This window comes from Hymenobacter sp. H14-R3 (genome assembly GCF_030063445.1).
Lineage (GTDB): Bacteria > Bacteroidota > Bacteroidia > Cytophagales > Hymenobacteraceae > Hymenobacter.
The window spans coordinates 19,676-35,417 of sequence record NZ_JASITD010000008.1 but is presented as its reverse complement, the minus strand read 5'-3'; the positions used below and the strand labels follow the sequence as shown (position 1 = coordinate 35,417).

Genomic DNA, 15,742 nt, shown 5'->3' with positions numbered 1-15,742 from the left:
AAAATTTCAACCTGGCTTTTGCGAGCAGTGAAGAGCAAGGTGACGGCCGTAAGCGTGCTCGTGGTGGCGGTGAGCAACTCCAGCGGCCAACTGAGGGCCGAAGCCACCAGCAGCGTTGCCGCCATGACCTAGGTGTCTGCCAGGGCTGCCTGGCCGCCGCTTTAGAGAGGTGGCATTTCAATATTTTGCTCAATACCCTTGTTCGACTCCGATTTTTTGCGGGCGCAATAGCAAGGAATAAGTAGCCACAATAGAAAAAGCCGCTGGTAGCAGAATGCGGTAGCCAGAGTAGTAGTGGCGGCATATGCGCGGCATAAATAATCAGGTTGACTGGGTTAGCACTAAAGGCGCAGATGGACAGGTGCGGGAGTGGGTTTTTAACTTGGCAGCTTGTACGGCGCTAGCTAGGGCAGGCGTGAGAAGCCAGAGAAACTAGGAGTAGCAGCGAGCCACTCACCGCCCAAACATACTCTGGTACGTTCAGTGGCCAAATGATAATCAGCATAATGGAGAGCGCCGGATAACCCAGATAATGATTCTGTTTATTTGCACCTCGTCGATACTCGCAGGCGAACTTCAGGTGAAATGGGTTAGCATTGCGGCTGGGTCCAAGTTGGGTACCCAGAAGCCCTTTTTCTTTCTAAGTCTTAGTGCTGTTAGTGTCGTTATCTGCTTTCGGCTTACGTTGCGTTAGGAGGTGCTGTACTGCTACTGCGGTTATTCACTGCCTTCCGGTTACGGCTGGCAAGTTGCTGTGGTAGCTGCGCGTGCGTAGCGCTACCTCCGTGCCTGTGGGCACCTCACCTGGCTAGGCTGGTGACGCTACCCATTTTGGCTAGCGCGGTGCACAGGTACGCGTCATAATGCTTGGGCAGTTCCCGCCTGGTAACGTGACACTAGAGCAGTTCCCAAGTCGGTGTATAGTGCGGGCTGCCGGCTTTTCGCTGGCTGTCCGCTCGTAGCTAGAACGAGCGGCGCGGACGACGAGCGAAAAGCTGGCTGTCCGCCCCAGCCAATCTGCACACTGAATTGGAAACTGCGCTAACCTTTCCCGAGTGCAGCCCCGTGGGTCTCAATCTGTTGCGCCGTAGCCCCAGTAGGGGAGGGTAGTGCGTACCTTCGCACCCCCGAATACTCCATCCTTACCCACGACAATGCCAGATTACCCTGTAAATAAAAAAAGCACCTACGCAACAAGATGCGTAAGTGCTTCATTTACAAGTAGCGGGAACGAGAGTTGAACTCGTGACCTCAGGGTTATGAATCCTGTGCTCTAACCAACTGAGCTATCCCGCCGGGTCTGTTTGGGAGTGCAAAGGTAGTAAAAAACTGCCTTGCTGCAAATATTCTTGCAAAAAATGTTGTTTTCCTGCTCGTGGAGCCGCTTTCGCTAGCGGCTGGCGCGGGCTCATCTATTTACTTGCTTATGGCCGTGCCCACTGCCAGCGCCAAGCGTCGCTTCGAGATGGAATACTCGATAAACGCCTCACCTAAAATACTTTTCCCCTATATCGCCTCGGCCTCGGGCCTCTCGCAGTGGTTTTGTGACGATGTGCGCCTCGACCCCGACCACCGCTTGGATATGGTGTGGGACAAGCAAAGTCATTTTGCTGAAATTGCTACCCAGCGCCCCGGCCGCAGCATCCGCTACGTGTTTTTAGATGAGCAGAAGCGCCCGCTGCTCGATGCCAATTACCTCGATTTCACGCTGGAGTCGTCGCGCATCACCGATGAAGTATTTTTGCGCGTCACCGACTACTCCGACCACTCCGACCTTCAGGAGCACCAGGAGCTGTGGGAGGGCCTTGTAGGCAAGCTGCGCGAGCAGGTAGGCGGTTAGGCAGCCACTGGTACACGCGGCCTGCACTAGAAGCCAAAAGCATGCGTTGAGGTCCGTGAGAAGGTTCGCCTACGCCTAGTCCATCGTTGTTGTGAAAAAATTAGATAAGCTCATTCTAAAGGCCTTTGCCGGGCCCTTCCTGCTCACGTTTGCGGTAGTGGAATTCATTTTTCTCACCCAAATGCTGCTCAAGTACCTGGATGATATTGTAGGTAAAGATTTGGGTATCAGTGTAATACTGCAATTGCTGTTCTTTCTCAGCGTCACCATTGTGCCCATTTCGTTGCCGCTGGCCGTGCTGCTGTCGTCGCTGATGACCTACGGCAACCTGGGCGAGCACCACGAGCTAACGGCCATTAAAGCTTCGGGCATTGCCCTCACGCGCATTCTGCGGCCGGTGTGGCTGGTGAGCTTGGTGCTGGCTTTCACGGCCTTCTGGTTCAACCAGCGCATTGTGCCCAAGGCTAACCTGAGCGCCTACAGCCTGCTTTGGGACGTGCGTCAGAAAAAGCTGGCGCTGGATATCCGGCCTGGGGTTTTCTACAACGGTATTCCTGGCTACACCATCAAGGTAGACCGCAAGGTGGGCCCCAACAAGGATATCCTGATGGGGATTATGATATATAACCACACGCAGAAGTCGGGCAATTCCATGGTAATGCTCGCCGACTCGGGCCGCATGTTTACCCGGTTTGATGGGCAGTACCTTGGGTTCGAGCTGTTTAGAGGCCATCAATATATCGAGCAGCCTGATGAGCAGAACCGCTCGGCATCTTCCTTCATTCGGCAGGCTTTCAAGCGCAACATGATAACCTTCTCCTTGTCATCATTTAATCTGAATGAGACGAAGAAGGAGCTGTTTCAGACCAACCGCATGATGCTCAATATTCCGCAACTGGTGCACGGGTCCGATTCCATTCAGCGCACGCTGGCTCGCGAGCGTAAAACTTTGCCCGCCCGCCTCAGTGGCTACTACGCCTACCTGCGCCTCGACTCTACGGGCCGCGCCCAGAACCGCAAGCTGGCCCGCTTGCAGGTGCCGCCCGCCCGGCTGGGCACGCTCACCGCCACGCAAGTAGAGCAGGCCCTCAACCGGGCGCGCAACGTCAACTCGTTCGTTACCTCCACCTCGCAGCGGCTTTATGAGATTGCCCGCGACTCGGCCGAGTTTCGCATCGAAGTCTACCGTAAATACACGCAGTCGATGGCCGTGCTGCTCATGTTCCTCATTGGCGCACCGCTGGGGGCCATTATCAAGAAGGGTGGGCTAGGGGTGCCCATTCTGGTATCCATCCTGTTCTTCATTGTGTTCTACGTGTTCGACACCATGGGCTCGAAATACGGGCGCGACTTTGTGCTGCCCGTGGGCGTGGGCATGTGGATGTCGAATGCCGTGCTGCTGCCGTTCGGCTTATTCTTCCTCTATCAGGCGTATAATGACTCGGGGCTGCTGGAAACGGATTTCTGGCGGCGGTTAGCTCAGCGGCTGCCCCGCTTTCCGCGACTGCGGCGGCTGGCTATGTCAACTCCCGAGCAAGGCTAGGTTTTGTGGGCAAAAGCCCGTACCTTTGCACCCGCCCCGAGTTATGGGGCACGCATTTTCTCTTATTTTTTAATCAAAGACGGGTTCTCCCTATCTGCCGATGAAACTCTCGACCGAGGCCAAACAGGCCATCTTCGAAAAAAACAGCCTTCAGAAAGTAACTACCGATACCGGTTCGGCCGAGTCGCAAATTGCTTTGTTCACGCACCGCATTCAGCACCTCACCGAGCACCTGAAAGTGAACAAGAAAGACCACAGCACCCGCCTGGGCCTGCTGAAGCTGGTAGGTAAGCGCCGCCGGATGCTGGACTTCCTCCAGCACCGCGAAATTAACCGCTACCGCGCGATTATCAAGGAGTTGGGCATCCGTAAGTAAGCCCATCTGCTAAGAGTAGGGAGCCTTCCAAGTGAGGGTTCCCTACTCTTTTTTTTGCCCATTGTCTGCTTAAGACATGAGACGCCCGGCCCGCCCGGCGCACAAGCTTCGGCTTGTTGCCGGTAGGGCCGCAGCGGGGTGCCCGTACAACTTCTCATGTCCCGTGTCTCACGTCTTTCGTCTATATCCTACACATGCCCGCTCCCCACGCGATTACTAAAACCCTGGCGCTGCCCGACGGCCGCGTTATCTCCATTGAAACCGGCAAGCTGGCCAAATTCGCCGATGGTGCCGTAGTGGTTCGCCTCGGCGATACCATGCTGCTGGCCACGGTAGTATCGGCTCCCAGCCAGCGCGACGGCGTTGACTTCCTGCCGCTATCAGTTGATTACCAGGAGAAATTCGGCTCGGCCGGTAAAATCCCCGGCTCGTTTCAGCGCCGCGAAGGTCGCCTGAGCGACTACGAAATCCTGGTTTGCCGCCTTGTGGACCGCATCCTGCGGCCCATGTTCCCCAAGGACTACCACTACGAGGTGCAGGTAATGATTACCCTCATCTCGGCTGATAAAGAAGTGCAGCCCGACGCGCTGGCCGCGCTGGCCGCCTCGGCTGCTCTGTCGATTTCGGATATCCCGTTCGCTGGTCCAATTTCGGAAGTGCGCGTGGCCCGCATCGACGGTCAGTTCCAGATTAACCCGAAGACTTCCGACCTGGCCCGCGCCGATATGGACCTGATGGTGGGCGCTACCGCCGACTCTGTGGCTATGGTGGAAGGTGCCATGAAGGAAGTGAGCGAAGAAGAGATGGTAGCCGCCATCGCCTTCGGCCACGAAGCCATCAAGGCCCAGTGCCAGATGCAAAAGGAACTAGCTGAGGCAGTGGGCCGTACGCCCGAGTCGCAGCCCCGTGAGTACCCCAAGTACGAGGAAAACGAGACGCTGAAGAAACTCATCAGCGATGGCGTGTACCAGGGTGCCTACGACGTAGCCCGCACTGGTAACGCCAGCAAGGGTGGCCGTAAGGAGGGCTTCTCGGCCGTTAAGAAGGCGTTCTTGGATAAGCTGATGGCGGAGCAGCCGGAGTTGGATACCAAGCTGTTCAGCCGCTACTACTCGTCGGCTGAGAAGAAGGCTATCCGTGACATGATGGTGAAGGAACGCGTGCGCCTCGACGGCCGTCAGCTCACCGAAATCCGTCCTATCTGGTCGGAAATCAACTACTTGCCCGGTGCTCATGGCTCAGCCATCTTCACCCGCGGCGAAACCCAAAGCCTGACCACGGCCACGCTCGGCACCAAGCTTGATGAGCAGATTGTGGACCAGCCGCTGGCCAAGGGATACTCGAAGTTCATGTTGCACTACAACTTCCCCGGTTTCTCGACCGGTGAGGTGAAGCCAAACCGCGGCGCTGGCCGCCGCGAAATCGGCCACGGCAACCTGGCCCTGCGCTCGCTGCGCCAGGTGCTACCCCCGGACGATGAAAACCCCTACACCATCCGCATCGTGTCGGACATTCTGGAGTCGAATGGCTCCAGCTCGATGGCTACGGTGTGCGCTGGCTCGCTAGCGCTGATGGATGCCGGTGTGAAGATTACGGCCGCTGTGGCCGGCATCGCCATGGGCCTCGTGCAGGACAAGGAAACCGGCGAGTACGCCGTTCTTTCGGATATCCTGGGTGATGAGGACCACCTCGGCGACATGGACTTTAAGGTAACCGGCACGGAAAAAGGCATTTGCGCCTGCCAGATGGATATCAAAATCCAGGGCCTGAGCAATGAGATTCTGACTGCCGCGCTGCACCAGGCCCGCGAAGGCCGCCTGCATATTCTGCGCGAGATGGCCAAGACCATCTCGGCCCCGGCCGCCGAGCTGAAGGCTCACACGCCGCGCTCGCACAAGATGCTGATTGACAAAGAGTTCATCGGTGCCATCATTGGGCCGGGCGGTAAGGTTATCCAGCAGATTCAGAAGGATACCAACGCCACGGTTATCATCGAGGAGAAGGACGAGAAGGGCCACGTAAGCATCTACGCCTCGAACCAGACGGACATGCAGGGTGCCATCGACCGCATCCGGGCCATCGCGGCGCAACCCGAAATAGGCGAAACCTACAAAGGCAAGGTGCGCAGCATTCAGCCTTACGGAGCGTTTGTGGAGATTATGCCGGGTAAAGACGGCCTGCTGCACATTTCGGAAGTTACCCACGAGCGTATTGCCTCGCTCGAAGGTGTGCTCGAAGTGGGCCAGGAAATCGACGTGAAACTGGTGGACATTGACAAGAAAACCGGCAAATACCGCCTGTCGCGCAAAGTGCTGCTCGAAAAGCAGGCGTAGTTTTTGTGTAGGAAAGAAGCGGGTTGACCAGCACTTTCAGAGTGGCCGGTCAACCCGCTTACCTGCACAGTAAGATGGCCCAAAAGAACTTTCGCTCGTATAGCATTGTTGTTTTCGGTTGATACGGTGCAAGCCTACTCAAGCAATTATTTCCGATTAACTTCTTTAGAATTACCTAGTTAGCGCCGTTACCGATGAGACAGCTAAAAATCAGCAAGCAGATTACCAACCGCGAAAGCCAGTCGCTGGATAAATATCTCCAGGAGATTGGCAAAGTGGACCTGCTGACGCCCGACGAGGAGGTGACGCTGGCGCAGCGCATTCGCGACGGGGACCAGAAAGCGCTGGAAAAGCTAACCAAAGCCAACCTGCGTTTCGTGGTGTCGGTAGCAAAACAATATCAGAACCAGGGTCTTAGCCTGGGTGACCTTATCAATGAGGGCAACCTGGGGCTTATTAAAGCCGCTAAGCGCTTTGACGAAACCCGTGGCTTTAAATTTATCTCGTACGCCGTTTGGTGGATTCGCCAGAGTATTCTGCAAGCCTTGGCTGAGCAGAGCCGTATTGTGCGTTTGCCCCTGAACCGGGTGGGCTCGCTGAACAAAATCAGCAAGTCGTTTTCGGAGCTGGAGCAGAAGTTTGAGCGTGAGCCCTCGCCCGAGGAAATTGCCGAGGTGCTGGAGTTGACGACCTCCGAGGTAGTGGATACCCTGAAGATTTCGGGTCGCCATGTATCGGTAGATGCCCCGTTTGTACAGGGCGAAGAAAACCGCTTGCTCGACGTGCTCGAAAACGAGGACGAAGAGACGCCCGACTCGGGTCTGATGAACGACTCGTTGCGCAAGGAAGTGCAGCGCGCCCTCTCGACCCTGACCAAGCGCGAGGCCGACGTTATTACGCTCTATTTCGGGCTGAATGGCGAGGCAGCACTGACGCTGGAAGAGATTGGCGAGAAGTTTAACCTGACCCGCGAGCGCGTGCGTCAGATAAAGGAGAAGGCCATCCGCCGCTTGCGCCACACCTCGCGCTCGAAGGCGCTGAAGCCTTATTTGGGGTAATTTCTACGTAAATTTGTTGACTGAAAACCCCGGCTGCAAGGTTGGGGTTTTTTGTAGGGTAAGCTTTAGCTTGCCGTGCCAGGATTCATTGAAAATATAAAACGGCGAGCTAAAACTTGCCCTACACATGGAACATATTCATTGCCTGATTATTGGTTCGGGTCCGGCGGGTTACACGGCCGCCATCTATGCGGCACGGGCGGGCTTGCAGCCCGTTATGTACATGGGTTTGCAGCCCGGCGGGCAGCTCACCATCACCAACGACGTAGAGAATTTTCCGGGATACCCCGATGGCGTAATGGGCCCGGAGATGATGGAAGACCTCAAAAAGCAGGCGGAGCGCTTCGGTACTGACATTCGCTACGGCATTGCCACGAAGGTTGACTTTTCGGGTGCTCCGCACAAAATCACGATTGACGAAACGGTGGAGTTGACGGCCGATTCGGTTATCATTGCCACCGGTGCGTCGGCCAAGTGGCTGGGCATTCCCTCGGAGGCCCGCCTGAACGGCTCGGGCGTGTCGGCCTGCGCTGTGTGCGACGGGTTCTTCTACCGCGGCAAAGAAGTAGCCATTGTGGGCGCTGGTGATACCGCCGCCGAGGAGGCCAACTACCTCGCCAATCTGTGCTCGAAAGTATACATGCTGGTGCGCAAGGATGCCATGCGCGCTTCCAAAATCATGCAGAAGCGTGTGTTGGATAACCCCAAGATTGAGGTGCTGTTTGACACGGCGACCGACGAAATCCTGGGTGAGCACGCCGTGGAAGCGGTGCGGGTAAAAAACCTGGTGACACACGAAACCCGCGAGATTCCCGTTCACGGGTTCTTCGTGGCAATCGGCCACGAGCCTAACTCCAAGATTTTCCAGGATTACCTGCACCACGACGAGCAGGGCTACCTCAAAACGCTGCCCGGTACGTCCAAAACCAACGTGGATGGCGTGTTTGCCTGCGGCGATGTGCAGGACTTCACCTACCGGCAGGCCGTGACGGCGGCGGGCACGGGCTGCATGGCGGCCCTCGATGCCGAGCGCTACTTGGCGGGCCTGCACAGCTAGGCACTATTTGCGAATGCAGCCAACCACCAGGGCCCGGCGACTTTCTACTTCTATACTCCACCGCAGTGGCTCGCGAACCGGGCCACTGCGGTCATTTTAGGCTTCATTTGATTTTCCAAAAGCTTTTTTATCGCTTGCCCGCGCTGTTGCTGCTCTTGGCTTTTTGGCTGGGTGCAGCAGCACCTGCGCAAGCCCAACGGCGCAAGAAGACGCCCGCTCCCAAGGCACGGGCGGGCACGCCGCGCAACCGCGACTTTTTCCGTCGCCGCACGCCTACCATGCGCTACGTGAGGCCTGATACCACCTCCATTGTAGAGACGGAGGAAATGCCCGATGCTAAGTCGGACGCCGCTAAGTCGGTGCTCAATCTCTCGCGTAAGCTCAGCATTGTGAGCGAGGACACTACTTCGCTCAATGAGGGCGGCCAGGAGATTGTGGAGATGTCGGACGAGGTACTCATCGACTCGTCATGGGTGAAGGTGGCGGGCTACTACTCTATCTGGGATACGCACAACATCAACCCCTACCGGGTGGACGGCCGCCGCATTCGCGATACGCTTACGCTGCGCCTCACCGAACCCGAGCGGCAGCGCTTTTCCAAGATGCCGCTCTCTAAAACACCGATTACTTCGGGCTTTACCTTTCGGTGGGGGCGCTGGCATTTTGGGGTTGACCTGGACCTGGAAACCGGCGACTCGGTGCGCGCCGCCTTTGATGGCGTTATCCGCATCAGCAAGTGGGATGGCGGTGGCTACGGTAATTATCTGCTTGTGCGCCACTATAATGGCCTCGAAACCCTCTACGGACACTTGAGCAAGCCGCTGGTGGCGGTGGGCACTTTTGTGCGCGCCGGGCAGGTGATTGGGTTGGGCGGCAGCACGGGCCGCAGCACGGGGTCGCACCTGCATTTTGAGGTGCGCTATGAGGGTAATCCGATTAATCCTACTTATGTATATAATTTCCCCGGCTATGAGCTGCGGGGTGATACGTTTACGATTACTGCGGCGCTTTTTAATTATTACAACCAGGCCGTCCGGCGCGGGCACAGCCACCGGAGTGAGCCCACGGCCGCGCGCCAGGTAGCAACCCATAAGATTCGCTCGGGTGACACGCTTTCGGAGATTGCCGACCGCTACGGCGTGCGCGTAAGCACCCTCAAGCGCCTCAATCCCAGTCTGCGCGGCAAGCTCCAACCCGGTAAGAAGCTGCGCGTTAAATAGAACCGCAGATTCAAACGGATTTCGCAGATACGCCGCTGACGCGGCTGGCTATGCGACTTTTGATAGTTTTCGAAAGCAGGATGTTGCCCTTTTTAGGAGTTCTTCATGTTTTATAATATTGCGTATAGCGTAGCCGGCCGCGTCAGCGGCGTATCTGTTTCATTCGTTAAATCTGTTTAAATCTGTGGTTAAATTAGCTATTTTGGCTCTGGGTGCGCACCCAGATGATGTGGAGATGTCGTGCTCGGGCACGTTGCTGGCGGCGGTGGCGGCGGGCAAGCGCGTGGGCATTGTGGATTTTACGCGGGGCGAGTTGGGTACGCGTGGCACGCCAGAGACGCGGGCCGAAGAGTCGGCGGCGGCTAGCAAGATTTTGCAGCTGAGTGCGCGCGAGAACCTGGGCCTGCCCGACGGCTTTTTTAAGAACGACCGGGAGCATCAGCTGCCGCTCATCGCCGCCATTCGGCGCTACCGGCCCGAAACGGTGCTTTGCAACGCCATTACCGACCGGCACCCCGACCACGGGCGCGGCGCGCAGTTGGCTACTGATGCGTGCTTTCTGAGCGGCCTGCGCATGATTGAGACGCTGGGCGAAGACGGCCAGCCGCAGGCCCCGTGGCGGCCCAAAAACGTGTACTACTACATCCAGGACCGGCAGATTCCGGCCGATTTTGTGGTGGACATTACGCCGTACTGGGCCGGCAAATGGGCGAGCATCAATGCCTACGGCACGCAGTTTTTCAACAAGAACGCCGACCCTACGGCGCCGGGCACCTACCTCTCGGGGCAAACGTTTGCGCACTTTATGGAAGCGCGGGCGCGCGAGTTTGGGCACCTGATAGGGGTGGAGTTTGGCGAAGGCTACACGGTGCAGCGGCCAATTGGCGTGAAGGAATTGAGTGACTTGATTTAGCGTAGCTTTTAGATTGGGTTCTGGTCCGGTTGGCTAGCACCGGCGGACCGGACACCAAACAGAGAGGCGGGCAGACCGGAGGTTTTTCTCTGGTCTGCCCGCCTCTCTGTTTGGGTAGTTAGGTTGGCCACACGGCCCGGCAGGGTGCGCAGGTGGCCAGCAGCTGGGATATTTGCTTAGTGCTGCTATGCTTGGTTGAGCGAAGCGCACCGACGCGGCCAGGCACCCTGCCTCAACGCCAAAAGACGACTTGGTGCAACATCATTCCGGCTGGCCGGTCTCATGGCTAGATGCGCAACCTGCCCACCTCCTCCGTTACCGACCAGCAGCTTGTGGCGCAGGTGCTGGGGGGCAATACGGCGGCTTTCGGGCAAATTGTGCAGCGCACGGAAGGGCTGGTAACGCAGCTGGTATTCAAGATGATACGGCATCCTGCCGACCGCCCCGATATCGCGCAGGAGGTTTACCTAAAGGTTTTCAAGAATCTGGCCGGGTTTAAGTTTCAGGCCAAACTCTCTACCTGGGTCGGCCAGATTACCTACAATACCTGCCTCCATTACCTGGAAAAGAAGCAGCTGGTGCTGGTAGATGCCGCCGAGCCCGCGCCAGATGCGGCCCTTGAAGAGGGCCGTCGGGCCCCGCCCCCGTTGGTCGCCGGGCCGGACTCTGACCCCGAAACGGCCCTTTTTGGCCATGACCTGGCCGGTATCCTGGGCACGGCCATTGAGCAGCTGCCCCCACTTTACCGCACCCTGATTTCTTTATATCACCAGCAGGAACTGAGCTACGAGGAAATAGGCCACATAACTTCCCTGCCGGACGGGACCGTGAAAAATTACCTCTTTCGGGCGCGGAAACTGTTAAAGCAACATCTCCTGGCCAGTTACCAACGCGACGACCTATGACGAGCCCCCACCTTTCTGAACGCGCCCTCCAGGAGGCCGCCGAACCTTGCGCGCTACTGGCCGCCCCCGAGGCGGCCCACCTGCGCGGCTGCCGCTTGTGCCAGGGCCGGGTTGCTACTTACCAGCACCTGTTTGCGGCCGCGGCCTGCCTGGCGCCCCCAGCTTTTGCGTTCGACCTCACGGCCAGCGTGTTGGCGCAGCTGCCCCGGCCCCGGCCCGGTTTTTCGTGGGGGCTCAGTGTGGTAGCCGCTCTCGTGCTGGGGGTGGTAGCTGCGTTCCTGGCTCTGTTTGGGGGAGCGCTGAGGCAGGCTTTGCAGGCCTTGCCTGCTGGGCTGGGAACCGGGCTGGCGGTAGTAGCGGGCTTTCTGGTGGTGGGGCAATGCCTAGAGCTGCTGGCCCGGCACCGCCGGCAAATGAGTTTGCTGGCTTTTTCGTAATCTTTTTGCAACCCGAACGGCTCCGGCCGGTCTCATGCGGTACACCCCCCGGCCCTGCTTATGAAAGGTTTTTTGCTGCTCCTGCTTTTCTGCCTGACTGCCGGGGGGGCCTCGGCCCAAACTGCCCCAGCCCTGGACTACGGCGCGTTGCAGCCCCTCGCGCAGCGGGTTTTTTTGCCAGCATTTGGCCTGTATTTGCTCTGTAATTTTGTGCTGGCCACTATAAAGCTGGTGCTGAGCTACTTGCTAAAGAGACAAATTGTGGCGGCCTCCGTTTCGGAAAGCATTGTTGAGCGCCTGCTGCCCGGCCCGCAGGATGAGCAAAACAAGGTAGTGAAGTGGGTTGCACTGCTCCTGAGTACTGGCGCGGGGCTGCTGATAAGCAGCTGGTACCTGCCCCTGGATATTCATTCCGTGGTTATCCTGCTGTTTAGTACGGCTTTAGGCTTTCTGGCCTATTACCTCTATCTGCGTCGCCAAGCGAGGTAAGCACGCACTACGCCCGGCCCTTTCTCCGCGTTTTAGCTGTCATTTTAACTCCCAACTCCTATGAATCAACGGGTATCTTCGGCTCAATCTGCTAGGTATTGCCTGGTAGCTTGCATGACAATTAATATTGTTAGACAGGTAGTTATGAAACATGTTGCGAACCCAGCGGCCTGGCTGGGGCGGCTTTCCGGACGGTTGGTAGCGGCGCGGCAGCTTTGGGGGCTCGTGCTACTCGTGGCTGGCCTGTTGCCTGGCCCGCTGGCTGCCCAGGCCTTGGGCGGAGTATCTGGCACGCTGCTGGACCAGGGCACGCGCCAACCGCTCCCGTTTGCCAGCGTTTTGCTGTTGCGGCTGCCGGACTCGACCTGGGTAGCCAATGCCCAAACGGCGGAAAATGGAAGTTTTACGCTGGTTAACGTCAAGCCGGGCCGTTACCTGTTGCGGGCCGAAGCGCTGGGTTATCGGCCCGCCCGCCGGCTCACCACGCTGGCCGTGGCTACCCCGGTGGTGCGCCTGGGCGAGTGGCTGGTGGCCCCGGCGGCCGTGCAGCTTGGCGGCGTGGTGGTGCAGGGCGAAAAGGAGATGCTGGTCGATGACTTGGATAAAAAAGTCATTAACGTAGCTAAAGACCTGAACAGCGCGGGCGGCACGGCGGCCGAGGTGCTGCAAAAAGTGCCGTCTGTGGCCGTGGATGAGAACGGGCAGGTGAGCCTGCGGGGCAGCACGGGCGTTACGCTCTACCTCGATGGCAAGCCCGCGCCCAGCAGCCTGCGCCTCGACCAGCTGCCCGCCAGCCGCCTCGAAACTATTGAGGTTATCACCAATCCGGGGGCCCGGTATTCGGCCCAGGGTGCGGGTGGCATCATTAACCTGGTGCAGAAAAAGCAAACCGAGGCTGGCTGGAATGGCGCGGCGCTGGCTACTGTGGGCACTCGTAACAAGTACAGCGCCTCGCTCAACCTCAGCCGTAAGGTGGGCAAATTCAACTTTTTTGGCAGCACCGATGGGCTGAACAATCAGTTTCGCGGCAGCTCGGCCTTGCAGCAGGTAGCCACGGCCGACGGCCGCACCACTGGTACCGACCAAACCGGCCGCACCACTCGCCACCAGGCCAACGAGGCCCTGCGCCTGGGCCTCGACTATGCCTGGCGCCCCGGGCAGACCCTGACCCTGACCACCGAGATTTACAAGAACGACCTGCACCAGACCAGCGACTTCACCACCCTGCTCACGCGCGGCACCGACCCAATCATCAGGCTGCAAAACCAGAATCTGGAAGCGGACAACCTCTATACTGCCCGAGTTTCGGGTAATTACCGGCACACCTGGGCTGCTTACCCCGGCCGCGAGCTAACCGCCAGCGCTACCTACACCTTGGATGGCGGCACGGTGACAACCGAGCAGCGCGTGCTCGATGGGCCGGCCAGCTACGCCCGGCAGGCCCGCCGGCAGCTGCTCGAGGTGACCATTCACCTGCCCTCGGCGCAGGTAGACTACGTGCATCCGCTGGACGAAAAGCGTCGCTGGGGGGCGGGCTTGAAAACGGATATTATGGTGACGCCCGGCACGGCCGATTATGCGGTGCAACCGGTGGCCGGGGCCGAATTCATTCGCCAGGAACGTGGTTCGTATCGCTATCATTATCAGCAGGTTATTCCGCAGGCCTACGGCTCTTATCAGCATAAAGCTGGCCCCTGGGACTACCAGGCGGGCCTGCGGGCCGAGTTTACCGGGCTGCAAGCCCGGGTAGTGCCCACCGGCTCGGCCAGCCAGCGCATTTTTAACGTGTTCCCGTCGGCCACGGTGGCGCGCACGCTTCCCCACGAGCAGCGTATTCAGCTCAGCTACTCGCGCCGCCTCAACCGGCCCAACTTTTTGCAAATCATTGCGTTGCCTATCTATTCTGATGCGCGCAACTACGTGGTGGGCAACCCCGGCCTGCGGCCCGAGTACGTGCATGCCGGGGAGCTGGGCCACCAGGTAGCGTGGCAGGCTACCACGCTCAGCACGACCGTATTCGGGCGTTTTGCCAGCCAGGCCCTGCAGAGCCTGCGCACCATCGATACGCTGGCAACCCGCCTCAGCGGCCAGCCCGATTTCATCACCCGCACCAGCTACGCCAACTTGGGCCGCACGGCCAGCTACGGGCTGGAGCTTTCCTTGACGCAGCCCCTGACCAAGTGGTGGAAACTCATTGCCAATGGCTCGTTCTACCGCAACCAAGTGGCCAGCTACGCCGGCGAGGGCACCCGCGCCAACTTTACCGGCACGGCGTATCTGCTCAATACCTTCAGCCCCACCAAAGCGCTGGCCGTGCAGCTTAGCGGCAACTACCGCGCCCCGCTTGTGGTGCCGCAGGGCCGCTTGCTGGCCGTGTACGGGGTAGATGTGGCGCTGCGCCAGCGCTTGCTGCGCGACCGCGCCGCCCTCACCCTGCGGGTGAGCGACGTATTTAACACGCGCCGCCAGTACACCCAGCTGGGGGCCGCCGGGCTCAGCGCCGACTTGCAAACCAAGTACGAAACGCGCGTGGGCTACCTGGGATTTACCTGGTTTTTGGGTGCCAACAAGCCGGCCGGTGCCATCGACAACCAGCCGAATGGCGATACGGGTGGCTTCGGGGGGTAGCGTAGCTAACCGGAAAGAGCCAGCCGACGCGGTAGGTTGCGCAAGCAAATACCCAGGGTTTTGCCTGCGCCAATGACCCCTTCGAGCAGCACCGCGTAGCATTCCAGCTCCCAGCGCGTAGCGAAGCATTCCGCAAGATGCTCCGCTCCGCACGACGACCGTTTTAATCGCCAAGCTAAAGGGATGAGGCTAGGAAGCCAGGCCCGGTAGCTGGTCGGCGTTGCGATAGGCTGGTTTTTCGATGCCGGCCGGGGGCAGCTCCGGGCCGGCCAGGAAGGCGGCACCGCCAGTTCCTCGGCCCGCGCCAGCAGCGGCGCAAACTGCGGGTCGTCGAGAAACCGCCCCTGGGTGGTGCCATTGAGTAGCGCCCCGCAAAACTGGTGCTCGCGCACGGTGCGCGCCAGTTCTTCGGCCGCCGCGGGATTGGCTATGGGCAGGTGGGCGAAGCCGGCAAAGCGGCCGGGATGGTGGGCGAAGGCGGCGGCCAGCCGGTCGTTGTACTCGCGGGCGAAGGCCGGGTCCTCGGCGGTGCTCAGCAGCTCGGCCCCCGGCCCCGAGACGGACAGCACCTGCACCGTGACGCCGGCCTCATCCATGAGGCGCAGGCGCTCGGAGCCTATATCGGCTAGCTGCGCGGCCTGGGCGCGCACCGGCGCAGCAGCGGGCCGCCGAGAGCCAGCCGGCCTGCTTCCGCGCCGCCACCGGAATGCGCTCAACCATATCGGGAAAGGAAACGTGTTTTTCGAGCGCCACAATGCGCTGGGGTAGGGCAGGAGCCGGCATACTTGTTAAGAGCGGGAAAGTGGAAAAGAAAATTCCCCAAGCGAGCTGCCGGGTGCGGGTGTGGTCAGCCCGGCCAGTTGCTAAAGGCGGTATTAGGAATAAAAAGATAATATTTCCACTTTACAAAAAAGGCTTCTCATTTTTATCGGGTGCCCGCCCG

General features: G+C 59.0%; 13 protein-coding genes and 1 tRNA gene. 12 read left to right on the top strand and 2 right to left on the bottom strand.

Annotated features, from left to right (window positions below):
• Positions 1-1,222: 1,222 nt before the first annotated feature.
• Positions 1,223-1,296, bottom strand: a tRNA-Met gene (locus QMK33_RS09355).
• Positions 1,297-1,426: 130 nt separating this feature from the next.
• Here QMK33_RS09355 and QMK33_RS09350 point away from each other — a divergent pair.
• The 12 genes from QMK33_RS09350 to QMK33_RS09295 all read left to right on the top strand — a co-directional run bounded on the left by QMK33_RS09350 (position 1,427) and on the right by QMK33_RS09295 (position 14,799).
• A complete protein-coding gene (locus QMK33_RS09350; protein WP_283564318.1) occupies positions 1,427-1,840 on the top strand; it encodes an START-like domain-containing protein in 414 nt (137 codons plus the stop codon).
• 91 nt (positions 1,841-1,931) lie between these two features.
• The gene (locus QMK33_RS09345) at positions 1,932-3,383 is read left to right on the top strand and encodes an LptF/LptG family permease (protein WP_283564317.1); all 1,452 of its coding nucleotides are present in this window, start codon (positions 1,932-1,934) and stop codon (positions 3,381-3,383) included.
• 100 nt (positions 3,384-3,483) lie between these two features.
• Entirely contained in the window at positions 3,484-3,759 is a 276-nt protein-coding gene (gene rpsO / locus QMK33_RS09340; RefSeq protein ID WP_283564316.1) for a 30S ribosomal protein S15, read from the top strand.
• 194 nt (positions 3,760-3,953) lie between these two features.
• Complete coding sequence (pnp, locus tag QMK33_RS09335; protein WP_283564315.1) at positions 3,954-6,092, top strand: polyribonucleotide nucleotidyltransferase; 2,139 nt, start codon at positions 3,954-3,956, stop codon at positions 6,090-6,092.
• 194 nt (positions 6,093-6,286) lie between these two features.
• Positions 6,287-7,150: a sigma-70 family RNA polymerase sigma factor gene (locus QMK33_RS09330; protein WP_144842942.1), complete on the top strand. Its 864-nt coding sequence runs from the start codon at positions 6,287-6,289 to the stop codon at positions 7,148-7,150.
• A 127-nt stretch (positions 7,151-7,277) separates the two neighbouring features.
• Positions 7,278-8,207: a thioredoxin-disulfide reductase gene (trxB, locus tag QMK33_RS09325; RefSeq protein ID WP_283564314.1), complete on the top strand. Its 930-nt coding sequence runs from the start codon at positions 7,278-7,280 to the stop codon at positions 8,205-8,207.
• 134 nt (positions 8,208-8,341) lie between these two features.
• Positions 8,342-9,427, top strand: a complete 1,086-nt coding sequence (locus tag QMK33_RS09320; RefSeq protein ID WP_283564313.1) for a peptidoglycan DD-metalloendopeptidase family protein — start codon at positions 8,342-8,344, stop codon at positions 9,425-9,427.
• A gap of 184 nt (positions 9,428-9,611) precedes the next feature.
• A complete protein-coding gene (gene bshB1 / locus QMK33_RS09315; protein ID WP_283564312.1) occupies positions 9,612-10,340 on the top strand; it encodes a bacillithiol biosynthesis deacetylase BshB1 in 729 nt (242 codons plus the stop codon).
• 290 nt (positions 10,341-10,630) lie between these two features.
• Positions 10,631-11,245, top strand: a complete 615-nt coding sequence (locus QMK33_RS09310) for an RNA polymerase sigma factor (RefSeq protein ID WP_283564311.1) — start codon at positions 10,631-10,633, stop codon at positions 11,243-11,245.
• A complete protein-coding gene (locus QMK33_RS09305) occupies positions 11,242-11,682 on the top strand; it encodes a hypothetical protein (RefSeq protein WP_283564310.1) in 441 nt (146 codons plus the stop codon). The genes QMK33_RS09310 and QMK33_RS09305 overlap by 4 nt, the downstream gene beginning before the upstream one ends.
• Positions 11,683-11,742: 60 nt before the next feature.
• On the top strand, positions 11,743-12,171 hold the full coding sequence (locus QMK33_RS09300) for a hypothetical protein (RefSeq protein ID WP_283564309.1): 429 nt from the start codon (positions 11,743-11,745) through the stop codon (positions 12,169-12,171).
• A gap of 144 nt (positions 12,172-12,315) precedes the next feature.
• Positions 12,316-14,799, top strand: a complete 2,484-nt coding sequence (locus QMK33_RS09295; RefSeq protein WP_283564308.1) for an outer membrane beta-barrel family protein — start codon at positions 12,316-12,318, stop codon at positions 14,797-14,799.
• Positions 14,800-14,804: 5 nt separating this feature from the next.
• Here QMK33_RS09295 and QMK33_RS09290 read toward each other — a convergent pair whose 3' ends face one another.
• A complete protein-coding gene (locus tag QMK33_RS09290) occupies positions 14,805-15,449 on the bottom strand; it encodes an amidohydrolase family protein (protein WP_283564307.1) in 645 nt (214 codons plus the stop codon).
• Between the last annotated feature and the right edge of the window lie 293 nt (positions 15,450-15,742).